The following is a 12653-nucleotide window of genomic DNA, read 5'->3' on the forward strand; positions in this document are numbered from 1 at the left end:
ACAACTTTTGCTCCAAATGCCTGCGCAATACTTTGATGCCCCAAGCAGATACCTAAAATAGGTACTTTGTCTTTAAAGTGTTCAATCACTTTTAGCGTAACACCCGCATCATCCGGAGTTGCGGGACCAGGGGAGATTATGATTTTTTCGGGCTTCAATGCCTCTATCTCTTCAACACTCAATTCGTCATTTCTAATTATCTTAAGGTCAGCCCCTAGCTCTCTGCAATACTGAACGATATTGTAGGTAAAGCTGTCATAATTATCAATCATTAAAATCATAATTTATCCTAAATTCAATTGCGTGCATTATATCGCTTTTGCTCTTTTGTGTTACTTATTTAATTTATTGAATCTCTTTTTTGTTTGTCAGCTGCTGCAGGTAGTTTGAGATATTTATAAGTGAAAACGTAACCAAAAATATCATAAGACCGGGGAAAAAACTAACCCACCATGCAATCTCAACAACATCTTTTCCGCTACTAAGAATCGTACCCCAGCTCATCTGGGGCGCTACGATGCCAAGACCTAAAAAACTAAGCCCCGACTCTGCTAAAATCGCACCGCCTACTCCAAAGGTGAAGCTGACAAAATATATGGGAGCCAAAAGCGGGGCGTAATATTTGAAGAGTATTTTAAGCTTGTTTACCTTTGCGATGTTTAGTATTTTTATGTAGGGTTGAGAGGTTATGCTAAAGCTCTCTGAGCGGATAAGTCTTGCCGTTGTCATCCAGCCGGTTATTGAGATAATAAGAATCAAAACAAGGGCCGATGCATTTACATAACTTACTAGTGCTAGAAGAAGAAAGAAGGTCGGAAAGGTCAAAAACAAATCAACTAAAACAACGAAGCCTTTGTCGACTGTTCCCCGAAAATAGCCTGCCATAGAACCCAAAATCAGACCTATTAAAGAGGCAATAAAAGCACTGCCGACGCCGATAATAAGCGAGACCTTTCCTCCCTCGATAAGTCTGGCTAAAATATCTCTGCCCAGCCTGTCCGTGCCCAAAAGATGTTCCAGTGAAGGGGGAATTAAAATGGCGCTACTATTTAACGAGTAGGCATCAACCGAGTAAAAAAAGGAGCCAAAAAAAGAGAATAGAAAAACAAACAGAAGTATAAATATACTAAATTTCGCCATCTATGAACTACTGCTTGATTCCAAGGAGTGTCTGCATCATCTGATCTACCGTAGTAATAATCTTTGAAGCCGCACCGTACGCCGTCTGGTACTTTATAAGATTTGTCAACTCTTCGTCTATGCTTACTTTTGAGATAGAAGAGTACTCCAATTCGGTAGCATTAAATTGTGCCGAAATAGTCTGATTGTTTAAAATTGCCTGATTTGTTGTAACACCGACTTCAGTAGCGATAACATCAAACATGCCATAAACAGTCGATTTATAAACTGCGTTTCCAACATTAAAGTCATACACTTCAAACTGTTGCTGGATCATATCCATAGCCAAGCTATTATCTCCGGTTACAGTCGATTTGCCCGCAGAGATATCTGTCGTATTCTCTTTTAGTTTAAAACTCAAATCAATATCTTTTGCATTGCTTCCGTCAAAAAATCTATTGAGTCCCAATGCTCCTGCAAAATTTGAACCGGTACTAAAATTTCCATCCGTCAAATTATCTTCTATTGCAAATGCATACCCTTTTGCCGCATAAGCAGGATCCATAATAAACTCTACCGCATTTTCTCCGTCGAGATATGTAGCCCAATTAAACTGCAAAAAGTCGTCAATATCGTTGTTTGCATTTCCATCACTATTGTCATCGCCCTGTGCGCTCAACTGTCCCTCTATTGAATTGGAACCTGCAGCACCGCTCATAGAAGTTGCCGAATCTATATTGATCGTTCTTCTTGCTGTTACATTTCCATCTATGTCATACATGACAACGTCAAAAGACCCTTTTTTTATGTTAAGAGAAGAATTGACTAGCGATTGGGTGTTATTAAGAGTTAGAGCATTTGACTCCATCTTGGTAGTAGAAGTCGCCGCATAGAGGTTGTTTGTTGACTCGATAAGCGTGTTAGCAAAAGCGTCCATCTGGTCTATAACTTGTTGCAGCACACCGTTACTTGGCACGCCCGAATTATCATCGAGTCTCTTGTCTCCTCTGAGGTCTAAGATTGCGCCTATTCTGCCGCCTTGAATACTCTCATCCATAGAGATCAACACACCGTCTTGTCTCTCGTATGAGAGTTCATAAAATCCGTTAGGGTTATTGTCGCTTGAAATATGTATGGGATGAAAAGAGCCACCATCAACTATATTAAAGCCGTTAACGCTTAAAGTATAGCTTCCATACCCTTCATTTGATGAACTGTCAATTGCCGAGTTTGAGGTGATTTGCTCAATATGCGATTCAGCCCCTATAAGCTTAGCAAGTCTTAACTCAATAGAACTTCTTTTATCTCTTAAGTCATTAGCGGTATAAGCATCGCCTGCTTCGGCTATCTCAATAGATTTATTAACACCGGCAAGCTCCTCTGCTAAAGCATTTACCTCTTTAACATTTACAGACAACTGCTCGTTAATGCTCTCTTGAAGGTTTACAATTTTATTTTGAGTTGCTGTTATAGTTGCTGAGAGAGTCTCTGTCTGTTTTGCAAGTGCCACTTTCATTGCATCATTATCGGGATTGTCTGAAAAGGTCTGCCACATATTGTAATACTCTTTTAAATCAGACTTTATACCGACATCATCTATCTCCGGAAAGTAAGTGGAGAGCTCCTCAAGCGTACCTTTTGTAAAGTCAGAGTACTCTTTATCGGATGAAATTCCAGTGTATCTATCATAAACAAAATTGTCAAATATGCGGGAAATATCCATTATTTGGGTGCCGTTGCCCACGTTTCCAGCTGCACTATATATCGGTGTAGCCGCTGCCGTTACGACTCTTTGTCTGGTGTACCCGTCGCTCTCGGCATTAGTGATATTATGACTGGTAGTAGTAACGCCAACCTGCGCTGCTGAAAGCCCGCTGTAGCCGATGTTTAAAGTATTGAATATTGAACTCATATTACACTCTCACTTTCAATATAGTCGAATCTTTTGAAGCAACTCTATTGTAACCGTGCATCTCTGTAGGAATTAAATTTTCTAAAAATGTATTGTAGAGATTACTGACGGCAAGCACAAGTTTTGCATAGCGCTTGTTGATGGCGTGAAGATTTGTCAACTCAACTTTGAGCTCATTTAACATGACATGCTGCTCTTCGTTTAAAAGTTCAGTCAACTTTACGTCTGGATGAAGACGCACGTGAGCAGAAATCTCATGGTCTATCATAGCTTTTTTTGATTCAAAACTCTTCAGCTTCTCCTCTTTTAATTTCAATCTATCAAACTGAGGATTGTGATTTGCCACCTGAATATCTTCTATATCCGACTCCGTAATTTTTATTAAATCTCTTAAGTCGTTTATAGCGCTTTTTAAATGATAGCTCAACATGGCACAATCCTTATTTGTTTGAATTAAACCTACATCAACTCTTCAGCTATCTTCTCTGAAAGGGCTTGCAGATTTATTTTATATTCGCCGGACTCAAGAGCCTCTTTTATCCGTTCGACCTTACTTGTATCACCCTGCTGTGAAACAGTCGTAGAAGTCTTTTTTGAAACTTCCTTCTCTTCGTCTAGAGTCTTTGTGTAAGCGGCGCGAACACCAGCTTGATTAACTTGTGAAATCATAACTCATCCTTTTTATCTTCTTATCAATATAGCCATATCGACAAAAACAGATAAAATATTAGCTCTTTTACTTCTTCTGACTTAAAAAGTCATAAAGCATTTGAGAAAAACCAAATCCTCCGGCACTTGCCTTTGCAAGCTCCTCTCTGTACATGGATTTATATATCTTGTCACCCGGATCATTCTCCTGAGAAAAAAGATTTTTTTCATCCTTCATGGCATCATCCATCAACATTTTTAAAATAACAGACTCAAAAGCATCGGTCTGCTCTCTTAATTTTGCATCATCCGCTTTTGCGTCAATCTTAGGAAGTTGATGCTGTTGGGGTATATATTGCGTATTTATGTTCATCCTCTATCCTTATATTAGTTTCAGCTCAGCTGAGATGCTTCCCGCACTCTTGATAGCCTCTAAAATTGAGATAATATCTTTTGGCGTAGCTCCGAGTTTTTGCAAAGAACGAACAAGATTTGCCACTGTCGTACTTCCTGTTTTTGTATATAATTCGTTCTCATTGAGCCCGATAACCATGTTGTCATCAACACTCATCGAGCCTGCCGGTCTGCTTAGTTCATCTTGCTCGGTAATTTTAATTGTTATATCGCCGTGTGTCATGACGATTGGTCTTATCTCTATGCCGACTCCCGATATTATGGTTCCCGTTCTCTCGTTTATTACAATTCTGTCTTTTACATTGTAGTCCATGTCTATCTCTTGAACCTCTGCTAAAAACTCCACCATACTCTTGTTTTGCGGTTTTTTTAGTTTAATGGTTCTTGAGTCCATAGCTACGGCAACTTGTGTACTGTAGAGTTCATTGAGAGTTTTTTGGATTGTTACACTGTTTTGAAAGTTGGCATCTTTAAGCGAGAGCGTTACAAACTCTTGGTTATAGAGGTCAATACTAATCTCTCTCTCAACCAAACCGCCGTTATAAATCAAACCTGCCGTCGGATGAGAATCATCTCCACCTTGTCCATTTCTGCCGCCTATACTGATAGCGCCTTGAGCTAACGCGTATATCTTGCCGTCAACCCCTTTTAAAGGAGTCATAAGAAGCGTTCCGCCCTCGAGTGATTTTGCATCGCCGATGGATGAAACTGTTATATTTATCTTGTCACCCTGTCTTGCAAAAGGAGCAAGCTCTGCCGTTACAACGACCGCTGCAACGTTTTTTGACTTTATATCTATAGAGTTCATATCTATATTCATAGCTTTTAGCATGTTTGCGATTGACTGGAGCGTAAATTTTGAAGTTGTACCGTCACCGGTTTTTTGCAGACCCACAACCAACGAGTAGCCGATAAGATGGTTGTCTCTAACGCCCACGATATTGGCGACATCGCTTATCTTAGCGGCATAAACAATGGTGATGCTAAGTAAAAATAAAATAATTGTTCTCATCGCTAATCCTTGGAATATTAACGATGTAACAGCAATATCTATTCCAATTTACTCACTATAAAGATAGGTTAAAGAGGTATTTCCGAATTTTTTAGATTTTTTTATTGTGTAAGCGCCGATGTTTTGAGGAATATCCAGAGTGCTCATGTGCTCTATTATGATGAGTTTCACGCATTCGCTCGGCAAAGAAGCGATAAGAGCGATGGTTTTGTCATATATATCCTCCATCCCCTCTCTTGTGCTAAAGGGAGGGTCGATGTAAAAATATGCCTCTTCATCTTTTCTCTGCAGTGATTTTACGACAGTTGCGATATTTGAGAATGTGTCGCCGCTATAAACTTCGCATGCAGATGGATCTGTCTGTGCGATATTCTCTTTTAGAACCTTTAGTGCTTCACGGTCTTTCTCCATAAAGATGACCTTTTTTGCACCGCGGCTAAGCGCTTCAAGACCTATGGAGCCGCTTCCTGAGAAGAGTTCTACAAAGGTAGAGTCTATTATCTCAAACTGCAAAGTGTTAAAAAAAGACTCAAGTACTATCGCTTTTGAGCTTCTTGTCGTTGTTTTTGAGGGGAGTTTTAAGGTTTTGTTTTTAAATTTTCCCGATACTATTTTTTTGACTATGGCGTTACTTTTCATAAAATGCGCGAACCACCTTTAAAATATTTGCCTGATACTCTTGCGTAAGAGATTCTATGCGCTTTTGCAAAATATCAAACTCAAGAGACTCATCTTCCAAAAGCTCTTCTTCGATCTTTGTCTTATTCAAGCTTTTGTATCTCTTTTCCAGCGCCAGAATAAGCTGTGACTTTGAAAACGGTTTTAGCAGGTCTGCATCTTTAGCACTTGAGATATAAAAACATCTCTCATCATCAAAGCACTTTACGTCTCTTATGAGAATGTCGCAATTTTTAATGGAGCTGAGATATTTACCCAAGAAAAGTTCTAATGATTTTTGCATCAACGGTGATTTGCACTCAACGGCTACTCTCAAAAACAGTCCTTAATTTTTTAGATTGAAGTATAGCATATCAACCATGTAAATATCTTTTGAGGGTATACTTCAAATCTTCGTCCAAATCAACAATATTTAAAAGCATCCACTCCAGATAGCCTCTGTCGCGCATGCTTATCTCCTCTATGTGCCTTCCGCTATATTTTCCAAAATCAAATTTCTGCATGAGCACGTTTTTTTGGCTTAGTTCAACCAACTTGTCATGTTCCTTTATCTCTGCTAAACACTCATAAAGAAGCTTTACATGCAGGGCATCGCTAAGCGCATTATGCGGCGTTAAATCTCCCTCATTCAAACCATATTTTAACGCCTCTTTTTGCTCATCTCTATAAAGCTTTAACTCATATCTTAAAAACTGCAAAGAGAACCCTTCGCACTCTGGCATGAGATGTTTTGTGACTCTAAGCGTATCGACTGTTTTACCATGCCACGCGAACCCTGCGGACTCAAGCATCTTAAGGTCAAAGTTTATATTGTGGGCGATGAGGGTTGCATCTTCTTGGTTGTGTTCATGCAGAAATTTCCACGCGCTGCTCTCTTTGAGCGGCACTTTATCTTTAAGCATCTCGTTTGTAATATGGTTTATACTTGAGGCTTTTGGAGGAATTTTTTTGCCTTCGTTTACAAGCTCATGCATCGAGACGGCTTCACCCTCTAAAACTCCGATTATTCCTATGGAGCAGATTTTATCGCCGGTCTCTAAACCGGTTGTCTCCAAATCCAAAAATATTAACATGTGACAATCTTGATTTTTTTACATTTAGAGCTTAAGATGATGAAAGAGAAGTAGCCGCTAAAGAGTATAAAACCATAGAGCCAGTAGATATTAAACCACTCAAAAAGTCCGCTGTATGAGGTAAAAAGATTTGTATAGATAAGTGCAAAAATCATAATTGAACCAACTAACCAGATAAGCAGCATAAACCATTTTCGCCAAACTTTTACCAGATCCCCATAGCCGATAACTTCTACTATATTGTTGCCATCGCATGTTAAAAGCTTGAGTTCAAAACCGTTTATACAGTTGTTGAAAATATGCTTCAACCCTCGAAAAAGTGCGAGTAAGATTGTAAAAGACCACAAAACGGGAAACCAAAACCTAAATATATCAAAAAGCGCATCCGTTATTTCGGGCGTCAACTCCGGCAATCCTCTTGAAAAGTAGATAAGCACCGTTACCAAAAATGAAAATAAAGCAGCAAAAAAAATACTGCAAAGAGTAAGACGCAGCGCCCATCTAAGCCAAAGAAGTATGTAAAATCTACTCATCTGTCTTAAACGTTTCCAACATTCCATGATAATGTTCAAGCGTCATGAAACTTTTCTCAAACCTAAAGCGGATGATGAACTCTACTATTTTGTTCTTTAGCGTCTCATCGACATTTTGGGCTTTTCCAAAGTAGCCCAAAGAGACATTTTTGCTCTTTATAACGGCATCTTTATCATATCCGATTGCGAGTATCTGAAGATATTTGCCCTTTTTTATCTCGCCCAGACTATCACTAAGCAGCGAAGCGCCTGAGAGGTTTATAGCCTTAAAATGAAAGAGTTCACTGAACTCCTCGACTTTTTCATTGATGTGAAGTTCGTTGTATAGAGCTTGAAGTAGAACCAAATTCTCTTTTCTGGCACGCTCATAACTAGAGATTTTATTTGTTATACTTTTTAATCTGTCTAAAGCTGAACTCATCACTATTCCTCTGTTTACTTGAAGTGATTATACCAAAAAGCAAAACTATTTTAGGTATAATCACCCACTTTAAAGACAAAGACTAACATGGATTATTTACAGATTAAAAAAGCTTCCTCTCTACATGGAGAGATAAAAATTTCCGGTGCCAAAAACGCCTCTTTGCCGCTTATTGCGATGAGTATACTTGCAAAAAACAGCGTAACTATAAAAAATCTTCCGCATGTTGCAGATATAAACACTCTCTTAAAGCTCCTCTCAAATCTAGGAGCTGAGTGTTCCTCATCATGGAGCGAGGAAGAGAATGTTACAACGGTTGACACATCAACTCTAACCCAAACAAAAGCGACATACGACATTGTCAAAACCATGCGCGCTTCCATACTTGTTCTGGGACCTATTTTAGCTAGATTTGGGCACTGTGAAGTCTCACTTCCTGGTGGATGCGCTATAGGGCAGAGACCTGTAGATTTGCATCTCAAAGCGCTTGAAAGTATGGGCGCAGTCATAAATATTGAAGCAGGTTACATCCATGCAACTGCTCCTAATGGTCTTAAAGGGTGCGAGATTATTTTTGACAAGATAACCGTAACCGGCACCGCAAATATTGTTATGGCGGCGGCTCTTGCAGAGGGCGTAACAACCATCACAAATGCGGCAAGAGAGCCTGAAGTCGTACAACTTTGTGAAATTCTAAATGCAAACGGCGTTAAAATCGATGGAATTGGAACTGCCATGTTAACCGTCTATGGAACAGCGGGAGCACTCTTAAGCATTGAACCTTTTAGCGTTATTCCCGACCGCATTGAAGCGGGAACCTACCTCTGTGCTGCGGCAATAACCAGATCAGAACTCACACTAAAAGACGTAAACGCCAAACATTTAGGCTCCGTACTCTCAAAACTTCAAGAGATGGGAAGCAAATTTACAATAACACAAAATGAAATAACGATACATCCTTCAGAAGTTATCAAGCCGGTAAAGATAGTTACTCAGGAGTACCCAGCATTTCCTACCGACATGCAGGCGCAATTTTTGGTGCTTGCAACCCAAGCAGAGGGAACTTCCATCATCGAAGAGAGGCTTTTTGAAAATAGGTTTATGCATGTAAGCGAGCTTCAAAGGATGGGCGCAAGCATTTCTTTAAACGGCAATGTGGCAACCGTAAACGGAAAATCAAAACTAAGCGGAACTGACGTTATGGCAACCGACCTAAGAGCGTCCAGCGCGCTTGTTTTGGCAGGTCTTGTAGCAGAGGGCACAACGAATGTCCATCGTATCTATCATCTAGACAGAGGTTACGACTCTTTAGAGGTAAAGCTACAAAATGTTGGAGCGGATATAAAAAGACTTAAAGAGCCGGTAGCATAGGCTGATCAATCTTCAAAGATTATCATCTCATAGATGCTCTTTTTAGTCACAAGAGCCTTGTCATTCGAGACCGTCTGAGAGTTTCTAGCTTTTAAAAGATCATTTTTAAGCTCTTTTATGTCTTGCTCCATATTCTCTACATTCTCTTTTAGTCTTAAAATAACATCGACACCTGCCAAATTTACGCCGAGTTCACGCGTAAGCCTCAAAATCAATTTAATCCTATCTATATCTTTTTGCGAGTAGAGTCTTATTTTACCGCTAGATCTTGATGGAGTTATGAGATTTTCCCTCTCATACTGCCTTAGAGTCTGTGGATGTATCTCCAAAGCTTTTGCAACAATGCTAATCAAATATACCGGTTCGTCGTACTGATGTATCATGTTTTACTCCTTTGGCAGTTTTTCTTTCATTAATTCTACCAACTTTTCGTCCAAATCTTCAACTTTTGGTAAAACTATATTTGCTTCAAGATAGAGATTTCCACGCTCTTTTGTCTTTCTGTTCATCGCGCCCATCTCTTTTACGCGAAATCTTTGTCCATTTTTGGTATTTTGAGGGATTTTCAGCTTAATCTCTTTTTCCAAAGTCTCAACAGATATCTTCTCTCCAAAGAGCGCCGCATAAAGAGGAACATCAAACTTTTTAACCAAATCATCATCTACTCTGGTGTATTCAGGGTTGGAAGCAACATTTATGCTTAAAAAAAGATCCCCTGCTCTGCCGCCTTGCGCATGCCCTTTTCCTTTTACGCGCATCTTCTCGCCACTTTTTACGCCTGCAGGGATTTTGATGTCAAATCTCTCTCCGTTAACGGAAATTGAGTGAGAACCCCCTAAAATAGAAACGCTAAAAGGTATTGTAACGCTCGTCTCTATATCTAGATTTTGCTGTTGCTGTTGCGAAAAACCGCCGCTAAAACCTCTGTTACTAAATCCGCCGCCGCTAAAGCCGCCGCCTGAAAACATACTTCTTAAAATCTCATCCAAATCGGCTTGTCCGCCGCCGTAAGATTGCGAAAAATCGTGAAAATTTTGCCCGCCGAACATATTGTCGCCGTGCGCGTCGTACTGTGCTTTTTTCTGCTTGTCGCTAAGTATTTCATACGCGGCGTTTATCTCTTTAAACTTCTCTTCCGCGCCTTTATCTTTGTTTACGTCAGGGTGGTACTGTCTTGCTAATTTTCTATATGCTTTTTTTATCTCTGCTTCACTTGCATTTTCAGAAACTTCCAGTGTTTCATATAACGATTTACTCATTTTATTCTCTTCCTAAAATTTATATTATTGTTTTATTAAGCGAAATTATATCATAAGAGTTGAGTCAAAGTCAATCAACTTTAAGCAGATTTTCTTAGCTTCTCTATTCTATCTTCAAGCGATGGATGCGTGCTAAAGAGCGCCATTACCCCTTTGCCGTTTATTCCAAAACTCTTTATTTGCTCAGGTAGATGCGGCTCCTCTTTTGAGCGCGCAAGAGCCTGCAGAGCAGCTATCATGTTGTCTCTGCTAGAGAGATAAGCGCCTGCTTCATCGGCTCTGTACTCTCTATATCTTGAAAACGCCATCACGATTATCATCGCCAAAACACCCAAAACCATCTCGGCTAAAATGGTTGCGACCATGTAGCCTACTCCGACTCTATCGCTTCTGTTTTTTAGAATTACCCTGTCAACAATGTAGCCTATAATACGAGCAAAAAAGATAACAAATGTATTAACAACACCCTGCAGGAGTGTGAGCGTGACCATATCTCCATTTGCGACATGCCCAATCTCATGCCCGAGCACTGCCTCTACTTCTCTTTGGTTCATGCTTCTTAAAAGCCCACGGCTAACTGCCACCAAAGCCTCATTTTTAAAAGCTCCCGTTGCAAAAGCGTTTGGACTCATATCTTCAAATATTGCAACTTCAGGCATCTTGATGCCCGCTTTTGCCGACATCTTTGCCACACTATCCATAAGCCATAACTCTTCTTGATTTGTAGGATTTGTTATCACTACAGCACCAACCGCCCTCTTCGCCATCTGCTTAGACATCAACAAAGATATGATAGAGCCTGCAAAACCCACAACCAGCGAGAAGAGAAAAAGAGAGCCTAAATCAAGCCCGTTCTCATTCAAAAATCTATTTAATCCGAAAATATTAACGATAATGCTTATAACGACTATTACAGCCAAGTTCGTAAGCAAAAAAAGTCCGACTCTTTTAAACATTTTTCTTCCTAGTTTTATTTTTTAAAATTATAGTTTAAGATGGCTTAATGAAAATACTCTCTTGACAAAGTGCAATATTATGTGGGATAATGGTCCTCTTTAGGGCAAAAAAATTTATACTTAATATATTATACGAAGGGCAGAGAATGGGTTATTCTAATATTCGACAAGTTCTAGGTGCCATCGCCGTAATATTTTTGGTATTAATATTATGGGTATATACCTATAAGTTAGGTTGTTTTTCTTTATTAATGCCCATTATAGTAACAGTCGTTATTGCCTCTGGTTATATAGAAATCAGAATGAAGCAAAAAGAGTGTTTTCGAGACTGTTATTTTAAAAAAAACACACTCATTTCAAAAATTCTGACATCTCCTGTTTTACCTTCAATCTTTTTTATTCTGTTATCAATTTCCTATTCACTATCACTGATGTACCTTTCGATAAATTTCGACTCTGTTTTTTACCTATTATTGACTCTTTTCATAGCTGCAGTTTTTGGGATATATAGGTTTTTTTTAAACTTTTTTGCAAACATTGTAAATGATAAACATTTAGAGATTTTTGCCAGAGAAACAACTGTTAAAATCTCAGCTTTAATACTGTTTTGCGGATATGCTTACCTGTTTTTAAATAGCAGTGAGCCTGAATATCTGAGAGAAACTTTAAAAGAAACACTCACTGCAGCTACAAACTCCATCTCTTCAAACTGCAGCTTTGTTGATGTTGTTCTAAGAACACAAACTGAGGTAGATAGCCGAATCTGGTTCTTAATGAAAGAGTCAAATAGTGCAATAGAAGAGCAGAGCAGTAAAAATATTTTATGGATAAGTTTCATGATTTTAAACTCCCTGGCTATCTTAGGTTTAAATCGTTTTATAGTCCAAGTCATCTATTTACTAAACAAAATAATTAAGAGAAACGATGGAAGATAACTCCCATAATTCAGAAAAAAAAGATTTACAAATCAAAAAAACAGAGGAGAGAGTTACAGAATCTGGCATGTCAAAAAATGAAAAATATTTTTGGGGTGCCATAATTGTACTGCTTTTAGGCTATGTAAGTATCTCTTTAATCGCACTCTATAAAACAGATAGTGAAGTAAAAGATAGAGAACCAATCGTTGATGAAAAATGGCTTGAACTGCCATCTAAGAAGATAAGAGAAAACCTGTCTCTAAATCAAGAGCTTATTAAAGAAAATCTTAATTTACAAATACAAAAAATAAACATCAAAATAGATGATGAAGTAGATATG

18 protein-coding genes are annotated in these 12653 nt (G+C 38.9%); 3 read left to right on the top strand and 15 right to left on the bottom strand.

The genetic code is table 11. From position 1 onward, the window contains the following. The 12 genes from RQ763_RS03900 to RQ763_RS03955 form a co-directional block, all read right to left on the bottom strand. Positions 1–281: glutamine amidotransferase-related protein (locus tag RQ763_RS03900; RefSeq protein WP_409932349.1), on the bottom strand; the 281-nt coding region annotated here is incomplete at its 3' end. Positions 282–345: 64 nt separating this feature from the next. Continuing rightward, the gene (locus RQ763_RS03905) at positions 346–1140 is read right to left on the bottom strand and encodes an ABC transporter permease (protein ID WP_314151314.1); all 795 of its coding nucleotides are present in this window, start codon (positions 1138–1140) and stop codon (positions 346–348) included. Between the two features lie 7 nt (positions 1141–1147). Further along, positions 1148–3031 carry a flagellar hook-associated protein FlgK gene (gene flgK / locus RQ763_RS03910; protein ID WP_314151316.1) on the bottom strand — a complete coding sequence of 628 codons (1884 nt, stop codon included), beginning with the start codon at positions 3029–3031 and terminating at the stop codon, positions 1148–1150. A gap of 1 nt (position 3032) precedes the next feature. Further along, complete coding sequence (locus RQ763_RS03915; protein WP_294931334.1) at positions 3033–3461, bottom strand: hypothetical protein; 429 nt, start codon at positions 3459–3461, stop codon at positions 3033–3035. Positions 3462–3490: 29 nt separating this feature from the next. Beyond that, positions 3491–3700, bottom strand: a complete 210-nt coding sequence (locus RQ763_RS03920; RefSeq protein WP_314151317.1) for a flagellar biosynthesis anti-sigma factor FlgM — start codon at positions 3698–3700, stop codon at positions 3491–3493. A gap of 67 nt (positions 3701–3767) precedes the next feature. Then, complete coding sequence (locus RQ763_RS03925) at positions 3768–4052, bottom strand: rod-binding protein (RefSeq protein ID WP_314151319.1); 285 nt, start codon at positions 4050–4052, stop codon at positions 3768–3770. A gap of 9 nt (positions 4053–4061) precedes the next feature. Further along, positions 4062–5105 (bottom strand): flagellar basal body P-ring protein FlgI, encoded by a 1044-nt coding sequence (locus RQ763_RS03930; RefSeq protein WP_314151321.1) that lies wholly within the window; start codon positions 5103–5105, stop codon positions 4062–4064. 48 nt (positions 5106–5153) lie between these two features. Then, positions 5154–5744, bottom strand: a complete 591-nt coding sequence (gene rsmD / locus RQ763_RS03935; RefSeq protein ID WP_314151322.1) for a 16S rRNA (guanine(966)-N(2))-methyltransferase RsmD — start codon at positions 5742–5744, stop codon at positions 5154–5156. Continuing rightward, positions 5734–6099, bottom strand: coding sequence for a hypothetical protein (locus RQ763_RS03940; RefSeq protein ID WP_314151323.1), 366 nt, complete (start codon positions 6097–6099; stop codon positions 5734–5736). Before RQ763_RS03940 ends, rsmD begins: the two co-directional genes overlap by 11 nt. 37 nt (positions 6100–6136) lie before the next feature. After that, entirely contained in the window at positions 6137–6856 is a 720-nt protein-coding gene (locus tag RQ763_RS03945; protein ID WP_314151324.1) for an exonuclease domain-containing protein, read from the bottom strand. Further along, positions 6850–7389, bottom strand: a complete 540-nt coding sequence (locus tag RQ763_RS03950) for a hypothetical protein (protein WP_314151325.1) — start codon at positions 7387–7389, stop codon at positions 6850–6852. Before RQ763_RS03950 ends, RQ763_RS03945 begins: the two co-directional genes overlap by 7 nt. After that, positions 7382–7810 (bottom strand): hypothetical protein, encoded by a 429-nt coding sequence (locus tag RQ763_RS03955; RefSeq protein ID WP_314151326.1) that lies wholly within the window; start codon positions 7808–7810, stop codon positions 7382–7384. The genes RQ763_RS03950 and RQ763_RS03955 overlap by 8 nt, the downstream gene beginning before the upstream one ends. 87 nt (positions 7811–7897) lie before the next feature. On the opposite strand from RQ763_RS03955, the gene murA reads away from it, so the two are divergent. Then, positions 7898–9181 carry a UDP-N-acetylglucosamine 1-carboxyvinyltransferase gene (murA, locus tag RQ763_RS03960; protein WP_314151327.1) on the top strand — a complete coding sequence of 428 codons (1284 nt, stop codon included), beginning with the start codon at positions 7898–7900 and terminating at the stop codon, positions 9179–9181. A 5-nt stretch (positions 9182–9186) separates the two neighbouring features. On the opposite strand, the gene RQ763_RS03965 is transcribed toward murA, so the two are convergent. The 3 genes from RQ763_RS03965 to htpX all read right to left on the bottom strand — a co-directional run bounded on the left by RQ763_RS03965 (position 9187) and on the right by htpX (position 11396). Continuing rightward, on the bottom strand, positions 9187–9564 hold the full coding sequence (locus RQ763_RS03965; protein ID WP_314151328.1) for a heat shock protein transcriptional repressor HspR: 378 nt from the start codon (positions 9562–9564) through the stop codon (positions 9187–9189). Positions 9565–9567: 3 nt separating this feature from the next. Then, positions 9568–10440: a J domain-containing protein gene (locus tag RQ763_RS03970; protein ID WP_314151330.1), complete on the bottom strand. Its 873-nt coding sequence runs from the start codon at positions 10438–10440 to the stop codon at positions 9568–9570. An 80-nt stretch (positions 10441–10520) separates the two neighbouring features. Continuing rightward, entirely contained in the window at positions 10521–11396 is an 876-nt protein-coding gene (gene htpX / locus RQ763_RS03975; RefSeq protein ID WP_314151331.1) for a protease HtpX, read from the bottom strand. 146 nt (positions 11397–11542) lie between these two features. Here htpX and RQ763_RS03980 point away from each other — a divergent pair, with 146 nt between their 5' ends. Together RQ763_RS03980 and RQ763_RS03985 are read left to right on the top strand one after the other, a co-directional pair. Beyond that, positions 11543–12331 (top strand): hypothetical protein, encoded by a 789-nt coding sequence (locus RQ763_RS03980; protein ID WP_314151333.1) that lies wholly within the window; start codon positions 11543–11545, stop codon positions 12329–12331. Further along, a partial coding sequence (locus RQ763_RS03985) for a hypothetical protein (RefSeq protein WP_314151334.1) occupies positions 12321–12653 on the top strand: 333 nt, incomplete at its 3' end. The genes RQ763_RS03980 and RQ763_RS03985, both read left to right, overlap by 11 nt.

The sequence above is a fragment of the Sulfurimonas sp. genome, assembly GCF_032250635.1.
In the GTDB taxonomy this organism is placed as follows: Bacteria; Campylobacterota; Campylobacteria; order Campylobacterales; family Sulfurimonadaceae; genus Sulfurimonas.